Annotated in this window: 19 protein-coding genes; 12 read left to right on the top strand and 7 right to left on the bottom strand. The window is 42.4% G+C overall.

The genetic code is table 11. From position 1 onward, the window contains the following. Positions 1 to 14 precede the first annotated feature (14 nt). Genes E2K93_RS08930 through E2K93_RS08920 form a run of 3 tightly spaced genes read right to left on the bottom strand, consistent with a single transcriptional unit; the run spans position 15 to position 2,589 of the window. A complete protein-coding gene (locus E2K93_RS08930; protein ID WP_135438765.1) occupies positions 15 to 938 on the bottom strand; it encodes a polysaccharide deacetylase family protein in 924 nt (307 codons plus the stop codon). After that, positions 938 to 1,909: a polysaccharide deacetylase family protein gene (locus E2K93_RS08925; RefSeq protein WP_135438764.1), complete on the bottom strand. Its 972-nt coding sequence runs from the start codon at positions 1,907 to 1,909 to the stop codon at positions 938 to 940. The genes E2K93_RS08930 and E2K93_RS08925 overlap by 1 nt, the downstream gene beginning before the upstream one ends. Before the next feature lie 8 nt (positions 1,910 to 1,917). Then, positions 1,918 to 2,589 (bottom strand): isochorismatase family protein, encoded by a 672-nt coding sequence (locus E2K93_RS08920; RefSeq protein WP_135438763.1) that lies wholly within the window; start codon positions 2,587 to 2,589, stop codon positions 1,918 to 1,920. A 175-nt stretch (positions 2,590 to 2,764) separates the two neighbouring features. Between E2K93_RS08920 and E2K93_RS08915 the strand changes: the two genes are divergently transcribed. The 5 genes from E2K93_RS08915 to E2K93_RS08895 all read left to right on the top strand — a co-directional run bounded on the left by E2K93_RS08915 (position 2,765) and on the right by E2K93_RS08895 (position 7,310). Further along, a complete protein-coding gene (locus E2K93_RS08915) occupies positions 2,765 to 3,946 on the top strand; it encodes an acyl-CoA dehydrogenase (protein ID WP_267128047.1) in 1,182 nt (393 codons plus the stop codon). 149 nt (positions 3,947 to 4,095) lie between these two features. Next, positions 4,096 to 4,935 (top strand): hypothetical protein, encoded by an 840-nt coding sequence (locus E2K93_RS08910; protein ID WP_135438762.1) that lies wholly within the window; start codon positions 4,096 to 4,098, stop codon positions 4,933 to 4,935. 75 nt (positions 4,936 to 5,010) lie between these two features. Then, positions 5,011 to 5,295, top strand: coding sequence for a hypothetical protein (locus tag E2K93_RS08905; protein ID WP_135438761.1), 285 nt, complete (start codon positions 5,011 to 5,013; stop codon positions 5,293 to 5,295). 384 nt (positions 5,296 to 5,679) lie between these two features. Beyond that, complete coding sequence (locus E2K93_RS08900) at positions 5,680 to 6,477, top strand: outer membrane beta-barrel protein (RefSeq protein ID WP_135438760.1); 798 nt, start codon at positions 5,680 to 5,682, stop codon at positions 6,475 to 6,477. Between the two features lie 14 nt (positions 6,478 to 6,491). Further along, positions 6,492 to 7,310, top strand: coding sequence for a hypothetical protein (locus E2K93_RS08895; protein WP_135438759.1), 819 nt, complete (start codon positions 6,492 to 6,494; stop codon positions 7,308 to 7,310). Positions 7,311 to 7,333: 23 nt separating this feature from the next. On the opposite strand, the gene hpt is transcribed toward E2K93_RS08895, so the two are convergent. After that, the gene (gene hpt / locus E2K93_RS08890; RefSeq protein ID WP_135438758.1) at positions 7,334 to 7,864 is read right to left on the bottom strand and encodes a hypoxanthine phosphoribosyltransferase; all 531 of its coding nucleotides are present in this window, start codon (positions 7,862 to 7,864) and stop codon (positions 7,334 to 7,336) included. A gap of 146 nt (positions 7,865 to 8,010) precedes the next feature. On the opposite strand from hpt, the gene E2K93_RS08885 reads away from it, so the two are divergent. The 5 genes from E2K93_RS08885 (at position 8,011) to E2K93_RS08860 (ending at position 12,566) form a co-directional block, all read left to right on the top strand. Next, a complete protein-coding gene (locus E2K93_RS08885; protein ID WP_135438757.1) occupies positions 8,011 to 9,408 on the top strand; it encodes a sodium/proline symporter in 1,398 nt (465 codons plus the stop codon). A gap of 136 nt (positions 9,409 to 9,544) precedes the next feature. Then, positions 9,545 to 10,312 carry a peptidylprolyl isomerase gene (locus tag E2K93_RS08880; protein WP_135438756.1) on the top strand — a complete coding sequence of 256 codons (768 nt, stop codon included), beginning with the start codon at positions 9,545 to 9,547 and terminating at the stop codon, positions 10,310 to 10,312. Positions 10,313 to 10,410: 98 nt separating this feature from the next. Further along, positions 10,411 to 10,716, top strand: a complete 306-nt coding sequence (locus E2K93_RS08875) for a hypothetical protein (protein ID WP_228445237.1) — start codon at positions 10,411 to 10,413, stop codon at positions 10,714 to 10,716. 213 nt (positions 10,717 to 10,929) lie between these two features. After that, on the top strand, positions 10,930 to 11,139 hold the full coding sequence (locus E2K93_RS08865) for a hypothetical protein (protein ID WP_135438754.1): 210 nt from the start codon (positions 10,930 to 10,932) through the stop codon (positions 11,137 to 11,139). A gap of 137 nt (positions 11,140 to 11,276) precedes the next feature. Further along, positions 11,277 to 12,566: a DUF945 family protein gene (locus E2K93_RS08860; RefSeq protein WP_135438753.1), complete on the top strand. Its 1,290-nt coding sequence runs from the start codon at positions 11,277 to 11,279 to the stop codon at positions 12,564 to 12,566. Positions 12,567 to 12,730: 164 nt separating this feature from the next. On the opposite strand, the gene E2K93_RS08855 is transcribed toward E2K93_RS08860, so the two are convergent. The 3 genes from E2K93_RS08855 to hppD are packed head-to-tail and all read right to left on the bottom strand — an operon-like array spanning position 12,731 to position 15,378. Beyond that, positions 12,731 to 13,738 (bottom strand): fumarylacetoacetate hydrolase family protein, encoded by a 1,008-nt coding sequence (locus E2K93_RS08855; RefSeq protein WP_135438752.1) that lies wholly within the window; start codon positions 13,736 to 13,738, stop codon positions 12,731 to 12,733. Beyond that, positions 13,738 to 14,283, bottom strand: a complete 546-nt coding sequence (locus E2K93_RS08850; protein ID WP_135438751.1) for a VOC family protein — start codon at positions 14,281 to 14,283, stop codon at positions 13,738 to 13,740. Before E2K93_RS08850 ends, E2K93_RS08855 begins: the two co-directional genes overlap by 1 nt. A 9-nt stretch (positions 14,284 to 14,292) precedes the next feature. After that, a complete protein-coding gene (gene hppD, locus E2K93_RS08845; protein WP_135438750.1) occupies positions 14,293 to 15,378 on the bottom strand; it encodes a 4-hydroxyphenylpyruvate dioxygenase in 1,086 nt (361 codons plus the stop codon). Positions 15,379 to 15,511: 133 nt separating this feature from the next. On the opposite strand from hppD, the gene E2K93_RS08840 reads away from it, so the two are divergent. Together E2K93_RS08840 and E2K93_RS08835 are read left to right on the top strand one after the other, a co-directional pair. Beyond that, positions 15,512 to 15,961 carry a MarR family winged helix-turn-helix transcriptional regulator gene (locus E2K93_RS08840; RefSeq protein ID WP_135438749.1) on the top strand — a complete coding sequence of 150 codons (450 nt, stop codon included), beginning with the start codon at positions 15,512 to 15,514 and terminating at the stop codon, positions 15,959 to 15,961. 284 nt (positions 15,962 to 16,245) lie between these two features. Next, positions 16,246 to 16,902 (top strand): hypothetical protein, encoded by a 657-nt coding sequence (locus E2K93_RS08835; protein ID WP_135438748.1) that lies wholly within the window; start codon positions 16,246 to 16,248, stop codon positions 16,900 to 16,902. Positions 16,903 to 16,963: the final 61 nt, after the last annotated feature.

The following is a 16,963-nucleotide window of genomic DNA, read 5'->3' as shown; positions in this document are numbered from 1 at the left end:
CCTTGAAGTTTTTGTTATTGCTGTTCGATATACTGATTAAGAATATCGCCGGCATGAGCAAACCATACATCTTCTCGACGGGTAAGCTTTTGCAATAACGCCTCTAATTTAGCGATACGATGTGGTTGGCCCATTAACCATGGATGGATTTGAATCGATAAAATACGACCACCTTGCTGGTTAGCCTCTCGGGTCAGCATATTGGTGGAGTCGATGATTTGTTCTAACCATGAATCTTCCGAGTGAAGATTATTGACCAAGATAAATTGGTCACTAAGCTCCGTTGATAATGGCATTGACCATAAATCGCCGTTGGCGGTTTTAAATCGATACGGCATATCATCGTTAACCCAATCACAATGATATTCAACACCGTTTGCGTGCAGCAATTCAGGGGTATTCTCACTTTGATTTTTCGCCGGTGATAACCAACCTCGTATCGCTTGACCACTCAGTTCACGCAACGTGCTAAGCGACTTTTCCACCAATTCAGCTTCAGCGCTCTTATCTTGACCACCATAATGCAAGCTGTCCATATTCCAACCATGACAAATGATTTCATCACCATGTTCACAGATGGTTTCTAACAAATAGGGATTGTTTTGCGCCAATTCAGCGTTCATCGCAAACGTCGGTTTAATGTTGTACGCATCAAACGCTTTGAGCAAACGATAAATACCAACGCGGTTACCGTAATCACGTAAGCTGTAATGACGTAAATCAGGATAGGGCATGGTCATGCCACCTGGTACTTTAAACGGGACACCCTTTTGGTCTAATGGAAAATGCTGCAGGCCAACATTGACCCAAACCGCTAAATTTTTACCTTGTGGCCATTCAATCGCTTTGCGTTCACTGAGCATACTCCAGTCATAACGATCATGGTCCATACCGTAGCTGCGTTGAGGGTATTGTAAATAGTCTTTATCTAATGCCATTATCGCTCTCCCGCAGATTTCACAGAGTGCCTAAGGCCAGCAATACGAGCATCGATATCTTGCTTGGCCAACTCAAAATAATGCTCGCGATAATACTCGGCAATTTCTCTGCCTGTTGCCAACCAAACATCATCATGTGAAGTAATGTATTCAAGCGCCTCTTCAAACGCCTTTATCCGATGCGGGCAACTGATTTGGTAGTTGTGGGTTGGGATACACATCACGGTGCCTGATTCCGCACCTTCTGCGTATAAGCGGTCAAAATTATCTTTAAGCATCTGCCCATAACGGCGTGGTTCAATCTTGTTGACGACAAAGGCAATGGTGTCGTTCATTTCTAATGAATACGGGACAGAGACAAAACGCTTACCACTGCGGGTATGAATCGGCGTTGGTTGATCATCGTGAAATAAATCACAGGTGTATATACCGCCCTCATCACCAAACAGCTCGGTACCAACTTCAGCAAATAAGTCGATGGTGTTATCAGAATGAGACAGCGCTGGTGCCAAATAACCGGCACATTGTTGACCGGTATGCTTGTGTATGGTTTCCATCGAGTCTTTGATCATGTCGCGTTCTTGTTGTTCGCTCATGCCATAGGTGTAGCGGGTGTTGTAAATACCGTGCGAGAAAAATTCCCAATCACGTTCTTTACACATCTCAATGATTTCGGGGTGATGGTCACACAACGCAGTTGATAACGAAATCGAACCGCGGATGCCGTATTTTTCCAATAGCTTCATTTGTCGCACATGGCCAACACGGTTACCGTAATCACGAATAGAGTAACCAGCAACCGCAGGGTTAGGTTGCGGCCATGCAGCGCGATGGGGGTTGATTGGCGGATTTAACTCATAAAACTCAATATTAGGTGCCACCCAAAAGGCAATCTTAGCACCATTAGGCCACGTAATTTTTGGCCTACCTTCATAAGGCCAATAATCATAATATCCTGGGTTCGGCTTCATCGCTGCTCCTAGCCTTGCTGTTGAGATGCCAACCAGGTTAATACGTCATCAACCTCTTCAACATCAGCATATTTAAGTAATAAGTCAGTTAGGTTAGCGTAATGGAAGCTTTCGTGTTTGTCAGCAACACATTGCTCCGGCACGATAGTTCGGTAACCTCGAGATAGGCTATCAACAGCTGTGGCACGGATACAACCAGACGTTGAACCGCCCGTTAGAATCACGGTATCAACCTGATGCCAAACCAATAAAGACTGCAGTTGCGTTTCGAAAAATGCCGATGGCATCTTCTTCAAATAGATGACATCTTTGTCTTTATCAATATTCAAGCGATCATCAAACTCACTGCGACGAGAATCAAACTTTATGTTTTGCAGCGAATCCTCAGTGTTGGTGCGAGTGCCCCAAATACCTGCATCTTCACCAGAGTCCATATAAGCAACATGCGTCCAGACCACGGGCCAACCTAGACGACGAAATTCTTCCGCCAGTTTATTAACATAATGCAACTGATTTGGGTCGGTTTCATATGCGGTTTTAAACTCATCAACACAGGTATACGCCTTTTGCGGATCGATGTTAACAAGTACGGCTTTATTACCAAAACCAAACTTCTTACGAGCAGGGTTGGCTTTTATTTCCAAATAGATTTCTTTTGCTGTTTTTGTCGTCGTTTCCATTTATAGTACCACCATGAATATCGGCAAATTTGATATTTGACATATTCTTATAACATTTGCCTTGTTAAGCTTGCAATCATTATTGATGAGTCGCAGTTACAACACAAACAGCGGTATTTTGAATTTAGACATTTGTCAATTTCCATAACAATAGGCCGCTAGCAGGAGAGAAAACGTGAGCGAAATACAATCTAATTGGGAAGACATTTTATTACTAGATGACCAATTAACAGAAGACGAGCGCATGATACGAGACATGGCTCGTGATTTCTGTCAAAACGAACTACAGCCTGGCATTTTAATGGCCAACCGCAACGAGGAATTCGACCCTAAGATCATGCGTCAATTTGGCGAACTTGGTTTATTGGGTGCCACCATCGACGGTTATGGCTGTCCTGGCGTATCCTATGTTTCTTACGGTTTGGTGGCACGTGAAGTTGAACGTGTCGACTCAGGTTACCGCAGTGCCATGAGTGTGCAGTCGTCTCTTGTTATGCACCCTATTTATACCTGGGGTAGCGAGGCACAAAAAGAAAAGTATTTACCAAAACTTGCCACCGGTGAGTGGATTGGCTGTTTCGGCCTAACAGAACCTGATGCCGGTTCTGATCCCGCCGGCATGAAAACCCGTGCTAAAAAAGTTGATGGTGGTTATAGCCTGACCGGCAGCAAAATGTGGATCACCAATTCACCTATCGCCGATGTGTTTGTGGTTTGGGCGAAATCTGCAGCCCACGATAATCAAATTTGTGGTTTTGTTCTTGAGAAAGGCATGCCTGGTTTAAGCGCACCAAAAATTGAAGGCAAAATGTCGCTTAAAGCGTCGATTACCGGTGAGATTGTGATGGACAATGTATTTGTTCCTGAAGAAAACATGTTTCCTGAAGTGCGCGGCTTAAAAGGTCCATTCAGTTGTTTGAACATGGCCCGTTACGGTATTTCATGGGGTGCTATGGGTGCCGCTGAAGACTGTTGGCATCGTGCTCGCCAGTACGGCTTAGATCGCCAACAATTTGGCAAGCCGTTAGCGCAAACGCAATTATTTCAAAAGAAACTTGCCGATATGCAAACTGAAATCACCTTAGGCTTGCAAGCGTCATTACGGGTTGGTCGTTTGATTGATGAGAAGCGCTTTAAACCTGCAATGATTTCTCTGGTTAAACGCAACAACTGTGGCAAAGCCTTAGACATTGCTCGCATTGCCCGAGACATGCACGGTGGTAATGGTATTGCCGATGAATTCCACGTTATTCGTCATATGATTAATTTGGAAACCGTTAATACTTACGAAGGTACGCATGATATTCACGCGCTAATCTTAGGTCGTGATCAAACCGGTTTACAGGCATTTTTCTAACGGTAAAGCGATCCTCTGATATGCAAAAACGCAGGCCAAGCCCTGCGTTTTTTATTTATAACAAATCTACTTAACAGCTCAATATAAATTCTATATAGTTGATATTTAAAGAAATAAACAACTTTAATCTTTTACAATGGATGTTGATAATGCCTCGTAAGCCCAAATTTCCCCTAAGCTATTCACATTTGCTGGCCGCACTAGTCTGCTGCACAATGGTCGCCTGCGGCGGTGACCGCGCTAACAAAAATTCACAAGAGCTCAATCTATCTTCTAAAGTCACTCTTGAGGTTGAATTTAAGTTTATACAAACTGAATTGGATGCAGCAACTGAGCAGAAAACGGCTACGTCATTACAAATTAACTTGTTTATGGAAGATGAAACCAACACTCGAATTCGCGTCGGCCCTGCCGATGAATTGAACTTGACCCTAAATGATACAGACTATAATTTGCGGGGATATTACGTTGAGGATTCAAGCATAGTCTTTGGTTCGTCCCCAGGATTCTATGAACTTGAGATAGCCGACATAGATAATGTTTCATCGGCAAAAATCAGTTTTATTTATAATGGTGTTGAACGCAGTGCCGAATATCAGCTTCCTGCTCAATTAGATGTCTACAACCACGCCACAGATATCGTTGAGTTTAATCCTTTTGTAAATGATATTTCTTATCAATGGTCGCAAGGAAAGCCTAATGAGATCAGCGCTGGCCGTCAGATATCATACGAAAATGGCCAATACTGCTCGGCTGATTTTGCCGATACTATTACGGATAACTATTCCAGTTATACCATAGAGCCACGGTTATTTAGTGGTGATTGTCGTAGTCCAACTCCTGGCGAAACAAGAATCATCAGAACCGTAGCGAATTTAGCTCAAAAGGAGCAACTTAAAGCGGTCGAAGAAAACTTTTCAGATCTTGAATTCACATATCAAAGCCTCTACACCTGGGATATAGAGACAACCCACGTGGCTATCGAGTAACGATTTAAAGTTCTTTGGGTTATCTCGCAATTAGCACATATACTGAGGATTACTGTCCATAATTAAGTAAATACTATGACTAAAGGTTTATTGCGCAGTATTTCGCTGATCACTCTAATCGTACTTTGTAGTGCTTGTATTTCTATCCAGAAAAAATACGAGGCGAATGTCACGCCTGAATTAGATAATAATCTCGACGAAGATAACTACCACCCAGACAGAGAAAACGACGACTATGTTATTGCTATGGGGAGTTGCAAGGGTCTGGAAAATTCAAGCTATTGCGAAAAGCTAAAGCAACAAAAAGAAGACAATAAAAAACAACTACAGGAAAGCTTAGATAAGCATACCAAACAATAATCAATTGACATTTTATAGACAAATAAACGCAAGCGACCGCTTGCGTTTTTTATTAAGGAAACCGGCTCGGCAAATCAATCCCCAGTGATTTGCCGATGGAGGCAAGCAATGCCTACTCCCTTGCCGTAAACATGTGAAGTTTAAATGATTTAACCGACTCTACTGAAAGTGTCGTTAGCAATTGGTTAATACTCAGTGTTAAATCAGTTTCTATTGTAAGGAGCTGGTAAGAAAAATATGTCAAAAATCGTTAAATTGATTATGACTGCTACAAAACTGCTACAAAAGTAATTAAGAAAACACCCATATATCATTGAAATATATATTGTTTATCTGGTATAACCAGTATTCGAATTGGATTCTAATAAAGATAAAAAGGAATTTATGAACACTAAGTACGCCTATTTAGCAGCATGCTTGACGATTTTCGCGAATCAAGCACACTCAGCTCAAGATAATCCATACCACCATGAAATCGAGCTGGGCAACATCTCTACCACCGACGATATTTCTGGCGGCTTTTTCTATGGTAACTATACCTACTATTTCGATGCTGTAGAGCAAAATGGCCCTTATCGTTTGAATGGCTTTTTGGCACAATCAAGCGAACTTAGCGCCCGTACCATCGATGGTGACAACCACGGTTTGTCCGGTCGCTGGGTTATCGATGATCAGTGGTATATTGGCGGCGGTATCTTTTTACCTGATAATGACTTCCTAGGCGACACTTACACCATTAGCGGCGGCTATTTTATTAATGCTTACACCGAAGCCTACGCCAGTTATTCCTATCGAGAAGGCGAAGATGATTTTAGCGACAGCGAACAAGACAATTTAAGTATTGGAATTCGAACTCTTTTACCTGTTGCTAACAGTGCCGGCGTCTATCTCTCTGCCAGTTACGAATATAGCGAGCTAGAGGTGTCAAACAGAGAAAGTGGGCTTGGCGACTTCAGCTTTGACGATGACTGGTGGCGCTTTAATGCTGAGTGGTTTTTGAATAAGCGCTGGAGTATCGGTGGCTTTTATACTTTGCGTGATGGTGATGATTTCTATGGCGTTAAAACCGACTATACCTGGCGCATTACGGATTCATTCTCATTATATACGGGACTGACAAATTATATTGAGCCAGATGCAGATGATTTGCTATTGAATCTTGCGATTAACTGGCGCTTTTAGAAAACAATATACTGATGAAAAAAACAGATAAAACACTTCGTTACCTTACATTTATTGCGACCTCTTTATTACTTATGGCATGTGTAGAGGAAAGTGAGCCAGACAAAGATATCTCCAATATAAGTTCCGATGCAAAGCTAGAACTAAAAGTATCCATGAACCATGCGATCAATGACATCTATAATGATTTACTAACAGATGGCGAGATCGTCGGTAAGGAATTGATTACCGAAAAAAGCTTACATGTTTATATTGAGTTGCTTGATATAAACAATGCAATTATCGAAGTTACTGAGTCAGACGTTTTCACTATAACCCTTAATGATAAGGTTTATGATTTGGCCGATTACTTTCAAGAAGGCAACGATGCTTTGTTTGCTAGCCCTGGTTACTATGAGTTTTTTGTTAATGATCCAGAAGTGATTTCATCAGTCAATATTAAACTAAGTCATAACGGTAATCGTTCGGCAACCTTTGATGTGCCAGCTCCTCTGGAGGTATACAATCACTCAAAAGACGATGAAGAATTTAATATCTTTACCGATAATGTCCACCTGCAATGGAATCAAGGGCAACCGACATTAATTGAAGGCGAGAGAGGCCTGACCTATAGCGATGGAAGCTGCAAGGCCGATTTCAAACAGAATATACCAGAAAACTACACTGAGATAATTATTGAGCCTGGGGATTTTTCAAGCGGATGCTCTGGTGGAAGCGATAACACCAATTTTATTGTTGACCTTAAACACACGGAAGAACTTGAGCCTAAGGTGGATAACTTCGACAAACTGTCTTTTCAATTTGAAACACTTTACCATTGGCAGGATTGGTAACGCCTAATGTGCCGTAAGGAAACCTACTCTAACGGCACCACTTTACCGATGTATGGTAGGTGACGATATTTTTGCGCGTAGTCTATGCCTACGCCAACGACAAATTCGTCGGGAATATCAAACCCTACCCACTTCACATCAACAGCCACTTCACGGCGCGATGGTTTATCAAGCAAAGTACAAATGTTTATCGATTTAGGGTCGCGTAAATTGAGAATTTGTACCACCTTGCTTAAGGTATTACCGGTATCGATAATATCTTCAATAAGCAGTACATCTTTACCAGCAATATCGCCATCGAGATCTTTTAAGATATGCACATCACGGGAGCTTTCCATGCTGTTGCCATAACTTGATGCGGTCATAAAGTCGACTTCGTGATTAACGCTAATTTTGCGGGCTAAGTCGGCCATAAACACAAACGATCCACGCAATAGACCAACCATAACCAAATGCTCACTGCCCTGGTAATGCTCACTGATTTCTTTGCCTAAACGGCTAACTCGATCAGCAACGTCTTGTTCAGATATCATGATATCGATTTTGTGCTTCATAAATTATCTCTATTTCGCGCCATATTAACCAATAACTATAGCCAAGATGGTGAGATTTGCTGTGTCACTTAGACTTGCCTATTGTCAGTGCATTTAAACAATATACTTGTTATTCTGCTCCTATAAATAACAACAATAATAACCACATGGATTACACCTCTACCGTCCTTGCGACCCTCATCATATATAAGCTTGTGCTGATAGGCATTGGCTTTTGGGCCAACAAAAAAACCGATAGCACTGAAGACTATTTTATTGGCGGCCGTGGTCTCGGTCCATGGGTAGCCGCGGTAAGCTCAGCCGCCAGTGCCTCCTCAGCTTGGACATTGCTCGGCATGAGTGGCGCGGCTTACGCCATGGGCTTGTCGGCTATTTGGATCGTTCCGGCGGTTGTCTGTGGTTATATGTTTAATTGGATGTGGTTAGCACCACGTTTGCAAAAGAAAGCACAACAACAACGCTCAGTGACGCTAACCGAATTATTGGCCAGTGATGGCAAAGGCATGCAAAAGCCGATTATGTGGCTGTGCTCGTTATGTATCGTATTTGCCTTTACCTTTTATATCGCTGCGCAATTTCAGGCCGCAGGCAATACCTTTGCCTCTACTTTTGACGTGTCGATGCAAAACAGCGTGTTTTTGGGTACGGCGATCATTGTCATATATACCTTGCTGGGCGGGTTTTGGGCGGTATCTGTTACCGATACCCTGCAAGGTCTGCTGATGGCGGCAGCGGGCTTGGTGTTGCCAATTGCTGGTTTAATTGCCGTCGGAGGTCCCAGTGAATTATGGCTGCAAATGCAAAGCGCGTTTAACGACGTTCAACTAAGCTGGACAGGGCAACATCAAGGTCTGATTGGTCTGGCGTTCATCTTTGGCTTATTGGCTATTGGCTTAGGTAATCCAGGTCAACCGCATGTGGTTAATCGTATGATGGCGATCCGTGATGAAAAATCGGTTCAGCAAGCAAAAATGATTGCCATTGCGTGGTCGGCTATTGTTATCACCGGTATGTTAATTGTCGGTTGGTGTGCAAAAGTGTTGTTAGAGCCGTTAGCCAATAATGAACAAGCCCTGTTAGACGTCACAAATTTGCTGTTTCCACCGGTTGTTGCCGGCATTATTATTGCCGCTATTTTGTCGGCGGTGATGTCGACAGCTGACAGCCAGTTACTGGTTTCGGCGTCTGCAGTATCCTACGACATGGGCAATAACAAGACACAGAAAAATAGCTTACTGATCTCTCGTATTACCGTGGTTGTGATGTCGCTTATCTCGATGTTTATTGCGCTTTATGCCCCAGAAGATATCTTTTCTCGAGTACTATTTGCTTGGAATGCACTGGGCGCCGCTTTTGGTCCACTATTAATTGTTAAAGTGATGAGCAAATCCGTTGATGGCAAATACGCCTTTATGGCTATCGCCAGCGGTTTCTTTATTGCCGTCGGCTTAAGTTTTTTACCGTCAGCACCGGGCGATTATATCGAGCGCATCATACCGTTTGTCGTGGCATTCATCTTTGCTTGGCTCGGGAGAAATCGCTAAATCATCGGTTTTATCACCGCTATTGGCGGCTAATCTGCTAAAAGCGTAACCAGTTTGTAACCAAACCTTGATTTGTTGCAACAATTCGTTAAGCTTGCGCGACTATACCAATAACTCAAAATCATAAGCACTAATAATGAAAAATTTAATCGCATTTTTAGGTAAGGCAGCATTATGCTCGGCCCTATTAACCTCGGCAGCCCAAGCTACAACCGTTCTATTTAAAACTTCAATGGGTGACTTTGAAGTTGAACTATTGGACGAACATACACCGAAAACCGTAGAAAACTTCTTAGCATACGTGGAAAACGGCAGCTATAACAACGTGCTATTTCACCGTAGCATAAGAGGTTTTATCGCCCAAAGTGGTGGCTTCAACTACGATTTTGACGAACACGAAGTCAGTGAAATCACATCACTGCCGACGGTTATTAACGAACCTGTGTTTTCAAATGTTCGCGGCACCATCGCGATGGCAAAAGTTGGTGGTGAACCTAACAGTGCAACCAGTGAATGGTTTTTTAACGTTGGCGCCAACGCAAGTAACCTAGATTTCCAAAACGGTGGTTTCACAGTATTCGGTGTGGTAACAGAACCTGGTATGGAAATTATCGATGCCATCAATGATTTACCAATTTATAACCTAGGCTCTTCAGCATTTAGCGAAACACCAATTCAGCATGAACCTGCTGAAGGTGAAGAGCTGACAGGTGATCACTTGGTTGTGGTCGAATCAGTAACCGTGATCAATTCTGAACCAAACACGATTGATGAATTGCCATTGCCTAGCCGAAATACCGGTGAAAAAGAGGGTGATGATGACGACTCTTCATCTGGTGGCGGTAGTTCAAGCTGGTTATTGGCTTTAGCTGGTTTAGCATTAACAGCACGTCGGAATAAGTAATCTCAACCTAGATGAAACTCAGGGTATTTATTTTTAAAGCGCCTGTACGGGCGCTTAAAATAAAGCGAAGGCGCAGTGTTTATCGTTTCAAACGACAAATGCTTACCCTGAAGCTTGCTCTTGCTCAAGAAAAGCAAGAAACACGCGAAATGCTCACGATTTACGGTAAATATACCCGCAAACAAGCCAGCAAAGAAGAAATGCATTTGGCCAATCAACAGTTTCTCGACCTGATTAAGGGTTTAGGTATTGGTGTCGTTGCTGTATTACCGTTCGCCCCGATTACCATCCCTGTGATGATCAAAGTCAGCCGTATGGTTGGCGTAGAAATCCTACCAAGTTCGTTTGCCGAACAAAAAAAAATCACTAACTCATCTGAAAAAGCGAATACATCAAAACGCTAAAAACTAAAATCCGGCATGTCATTGGCCATCATTTTTATTCACCTGCTAAATTGTCTTTTATTATCTAGCTAACTTGGTTGTTTTATTACCGCAGAGGGTATTAATATGGTTATAGCAATCGTAAATACTCTCCATCGCTTGAGGTGGCGTTTAAAATCACCAATGTGTTTAATTGCCCAAAGCTGAGGTATTCCATTATCAAGAGGTATCTGAATGAAGCTAATAATGCGCACTGAATTCGACGACTTACGTTTAAATGAAAACCACGCCTACGATGTCGACTCAAATGGCGATAAGCAAATCGTAAAAATATACTGTGATGAAAAACTGATCGCCAAAAAAGTAACGCAAAAAAAATCGATTCGCTATTTTGGCGTTAAAGAATACCAAGACTACCTTAGTGAAGAGTACATCTGCGAATAAGCTAGGATGCGTTAGTCGAATCCCAAGCCACTGAAAATAGGAAACAAAGCCGTTTATCAGTGACGAAAAGTAACTGAATTAATGTAAACACCGTGATAAGGTGTTAGCTTAAAATCATTTATTATAAGGATGGATTCATGAAATTGCGCTACCCTGTCGTTGCCGTAGCAGCAGGTTTATTGGTTGCCCCATATTTTACAGGCAAAATAGTCGAACAAGAATTCAATAGCATTTATGAGCAAATGTCTGCCTCAATGCCATACCAAATTAAGGTTGATAATTATCAACGAGGCTGGTTTTCTTCGACTGCTGATGTATCGGTCACCATAGAGCAAGATATCCCGGATATGGTGCAACCGTTAACCATGACATTTGTTGCCAAACACGATATCCAACATGGTCCAATCTTAACACAATCCAGCATCGCTTTAGGTCTGGCTGATATTGCAAACAGCTTTGATTTTGAGCATAACATGCCAGAAAATGCCGACATCACCCACGATTTTAGCAAAGACAAAATACATTACTCGACCCAAATAAGCTTTACCGGTGGCATGAATTCGGTGATGGAAACCGAGCAAATTAACGTCACCACGCCAGACGCAACCATTGCCATTTTACCATTGCAACTGCAAGCTGACCTTAGCCGTGATGGCGCCTTGGTCTTTGATGGTAACTGGCTTGGTATGACGGTTACCGCCGCAGATGTTGAAGTATTACGCCTTGGTAAAATGGATCTGGTCGGTGATCAGCAAGTGGTTCGCGGCGATATTTTTGCCAATACCGCGGTTATGGTCGGTGATACCAAAGTAAATTTAGCTAAGATGAATTTTATTGATGAGGTGACCGGCCAAAGCGTCAACATTTCTGATATCGAGATTATATCCAACAGCCAAGACAAAGAAGGCATGATGTATGCCGATGCCAAAATGACGGCGAAAACTATCGATGCGATGGGGGTTAAGTTAAGCGACTTTAATTACACCGCTAGCATTAATAAAGTCGATTTGGACGTTTATGCCGAACTGCAAAAGCTGCTAGTCAGTGGCAGCTCAACAGAAGATCCTGCGCGATTTGCGATGGAAGTTCAGGCATTGATTCCAAAATTTTTCGAGTCATCGCCGGAAATAAAAATCAATAATCTTGGCGTCAAAACCGAGCAAGGTGATATCGCCAGCAAAATGGATATTACCATTGATGAAAGCAAAGTAGACGCCAACAACCCGATGTCATTGATTATGGCTCTCGATGCCAAAGCCGATGGCAGTGCCCCTATCGAGTTTTTTGAACAACTTGGTATGGGTGAAAACATTGAGGCGCTGATCATGCAAAACATGTTGGTGCAAGACCAAGAGAAAGTGAAGTTTGATTTCAGCTTTAATAATGGTCAGGCTCTAATTAACGGAATGCCAATGCCGCTTGGCTAACCTTATTTTTGCTTAAACCAAATAAAGAAAACCGCAGCCTAATCAATGTAGGCTGCGGTTTTTTAATGGGACGCTTTATTATTTTTATTTTATGTTTTTTCTATATTAGCGCTGATGTCTGTTATTACTCGTCAGACAGTTAACTTCCCCGAATTTTTTAGCAATTAAGCTTTTACAACATTCTGATTGATTTGACCAAAGATAGACTGGCCATCGTTGTTGAACATTTCAATTTGAATGTTATCACCAAAGCTCATAAATGGTGTCGTTGGTGCACCGTTCTCAATGGTTTCAATCATGCGGATTTCAGCGATACAGCTATAACCAACACCACCTTGAGCAACTGGCTTACCTGGGCCACCTTCCATCTTGTTAGAGACAGTGCCTGAACCAATCACGGTACCCGCTTCTAATGGACGAGTACGAGCCGCATGGGCAATCAATTGACCAAAATGGAACGTCATGTCAATGCCCGCATTCGGGTTACCAAATAGCTCGTTGTTGTACTTAGAACACAATGGCAGGTGTAATACACCAGCTTGCCATGCATCACCCAACATATCTGGTGTTACACATACCGGGCTGAATGCGCTCGATGGTTTAGACTGGAAGAAACCAAAACCTTTGGCAAGTTCACCTGGAATCAAACCACGAAGTGATACGTCATTAACGATCATGATAAGTTTGATGTGCTGCAGTGCATCATCAGCGCTAACACCCATAGGTACATCGTTGGTGATAACCGCAATTTCGGCCTCAAAGTCGATACCGAAACCTTCGTCTTTTGGCATAACGATGTTTTCACGTGGTGCTAAGAAGCTGTCTGAACCACCTTGATACATTAGTGGGTCGGTCCAGAAGCTTGCCGGCATTTCGGCGTTACGAGCGCGACGTACCAGCTCAACGTGGTTTACATAAGCGCTACCATCAGCCCATTGATAAGCACGTGGAAGCGGAGATTCACAGTCGCTTTGCTCAAAGGTTTGGCCTTCAACGTCACCGTTTTCAAGCTGTGTGAATAAGGCTTCAAGTTTAGCTTCAACATCCGCCCAGTTATCGATAGCAAATTGCATCGTAGGTGCAATCGCTTCAGCTGAAACCATTTTTGTAAGTGCGGTGTTTACCACGACTAGGGCGCCATCGCGACCTGCTTTAAGACTTGCTAATTTCATTATTTCTCACCTGGAAAATCTTCGCCACTGTGCAACCATGCTGCATGCTGAGGTGCGCGCTTAGTTTCAGCCCACTCATCTAGCATATCGACAGATACACGCTTTAATTCTGCTAACATACCCGGCTTCGCCGTTTGTGCGGCAAGCTCAATACGATGACCGTTTGGATCAAAAAAGTATATCGATTCAAAAATAGTATGGTTTACTGGTCCTAGTACATCCAAACCAGCTTGTTCAAGCTTGGCTTTTTGCTCTAGCAACTCATCCATAGATTCTACTTCAAAGGCAATATGCTGCACCCATTCAGGCGTATTCTGGTCACGGTCCATTTTTGGCGAATTTGGTAATTCAAAAAACGCCAAGACATTGCCCATGCCAGCATCCAAAAATACGTGCATATATGGATCTGGTGCTTTGGTTGATGGAACTTCGTTCTCAGCGATAGCCAATTGAAAATCCATACCCAGTAAATCGCGGTAGAATGCTACCGTTTCTTTAGCATCGTTACAACGATAAGCTACATGATGAATACGCTTGATAGCCATAAATACCTCTTAAGCCGTTTCTTTGTCGCCGATTACGCCACGCTCTAACTGATCACGTTCGATAGATTCAAATAGCGCTTTAAAGTTACCTTCACCGAAACCATCGTCTTCTTTACGTTGGATGAATTCGAAGAATACTGGGCCCAATACGGTATCAGAGAAGATTTGTAGTAATAGACGAGGCTTTTCACCATTGGTTGTGCCATCAAGCAAAATACCACGAGTTTGCAATTCTTCTACTGGCTCGCCGTGACCTGGTAAACGTTCTTCAAGCATTGCGTAGTAAGTCGACGGTGGCGCCGTCATAAACTTAATACCTTGTGCTTTTAGACGATCCCAACAAGCAATAATGTCGTCACATGCAAAAGCAATATGCTGGATACCTTCACCGTTGTACTTCATTAGGAACTCTTCGATTTGACCACCGCCACCGGCAGCTTCTTCGTTTAGAGGGATACGAATTTTACCATCTGGTGCTGTCATTGCTTTTGATAAAAGACCGGTGTACTCACCTTTGATATCGAAGTAACGAATTTCACGGAAGTTAAATAAGTCTTCGTAGTAGCTCGCCCAGTAGTCCATGCGGCCACGGTATACGTTATGAGTTAGGTGATCTAAGGTGTGGAAACCACAACCTTCAGGATGACGGTCAACACCTTCAATCCAGTCAAAGTCGATGTCATAAATGGTATTGGTACCTTGATAACGGTCAACTAAATATAACGTTGCTCCGCCGATACCTTTGATTGCAGGTAAACGCAATTCCATAGGACCGGTTTCAACATGAACGGGTTGAGCACCTTTTTTCAAACAATTCTCGTATGCAAACGCGGCATTTTTAACGCGAAACGCTAAACCACATGCTGACGGACCATGTTCTTGTGCGTAATAGTCGGCGTGACTTTTCTTTTCGTAGTTAGCGATAAAGTTGATATCGCCTTGACGCCATAACTGGACGTCTTTTGATTTATGATTAGCTACGTGAGTAAAACCCATGCTGTGAAATACTGGTTCTAAAATACCTTTTTCTGGTGCGGTGAATTCTACAAATTCAAAACCATCTAAGCCCATTGGGTTTTCAAATAAATCAGCCATGCTAACTCTCCATCTCTTGTTTGGAATATCGTCTGCGCTCTGGTAAGTGCGACAATATCGTATTATTCTATTATTAGTTTCAATTGAAACTATTTTAATCGTTAACAGAGCTTTGCTCAAACCGAGTTACAATATGTTTGATTCCGACAATGGCACCATATCTTTACAGGATTTTTTGCCCTATCGATTAGCGACCTTAGCCAATCGAATTTCCCAGTCTTTGGCCAATAAATATCAAAGCCAATTTGGCATTAGTGTTAGTGAGTGGCGAGTAATCGCAGTGCTTGGAGAAAAGCGCCAAGCAAGTGCGGTGGAGATCACCCAAACAATTGCCATGGATAAAGTTGCAGTGTCGAGAACAGTGAAAAAACTCATTGAAAAACATACAGTTAAAAAGATATCTAGCGAACTTGATAACCGTTTGTTTTACTTGCAATTAACGCAAAAAGGCAAACAATTGTATGATGAATTGGTGCCGTTAGCCTACCAACATCAGCAATTGGCACTGCAAGAATTTAGCGCCGAAGAAAAAATATTATTGGCCAAGATGTTGGATAAACTGGATCACAGTAACGCCACTTAACGCCATTGCTTTGCTTGATCTAGCAACGCACCGTAAACTATTGAGTACACATGATATTCTGCTTAGTGACGCATTAAACTTAAAAGTCGGTAGATTGAGTCATTACAACAGCACAAATGGTTAGCTGTAATCTGAGCAAAACCCCGCTGTCTCAGGGCTACAAATGCCATCGTTGAGCATCGCTAGCGTGCGGACTTCAGCCCTCGCTATTCGCGATTTGAGCTAAACCATCTAAACTATTTGCAACTGACATAGAGATTTTCGCTGAAATAAGTTGAACAGGTATGTTGAGCTCATCTTCTAAAGACTCCAAACAAAGCATAATCAAGCGCGGCATATTCCACACCTTAATACAGGTTATGGTGGTGTTTATCGTCGCGATGATAATACGTGTCGATATTATGCTGTTTGGTTCGAATATTAATGAAGACTCATTGACTGAAATAACACAACAAACATTGCTGTTACTTGTGATTTGTTGCTTTCTTTCTATCTCCTTATTTACCCAACAACATCGACATTTTCATGTGCTGCTTGCTGGCTTTTTCGCATGCATGTTAATTCGTGAATTAGATGCTTATTTTGATCAATTAATTCGTCATGGTTTCTGGTTTTATATCGTTCTATTCGTTGCCTTAGGGTCTATAGCCTATGCTTGGCAAGCAAAGCAAGACAATATCAAAGCGCTGACGAATTTGATAAATCATAATTGTTTTTACAGCTTTTGTACTGCGCTGGTGATCATTCTGGTTTTTTCTAGGCTATTTGGCATGGGAGATTTATGGCAAGAATTAATGGGTGATAATTACGTGCGACAGGTCAAAAATAGTTTTGAAGAAGGCATAGAATTACTTGGCTATTCATTATTGTTTTACAATACCGTGGTCTATACCGCAGACATCCATATTCATCAAAGAAACCTGGCGTTTTCACACAAGTAACCGCGACAATAGCTACTTTAAAATCTGCAAGCAACCGTTTATCTCAATTCGCACCGCATTT

Origin of the sequence: Thalassotalea sp. HSM 43 (assembly GCF_004752005.1) — a bacterium.
Lineage (GTDB): Bacteria > Pseudomonadota > Gammaproteobacteria > Enterobacterales > Alteromonadaceae > Thalassotalea_A.
Note: the sequence above shows the minus strand (reverse complement) of the source record. Positions and strands in the feature narration are given on the sequence as shown.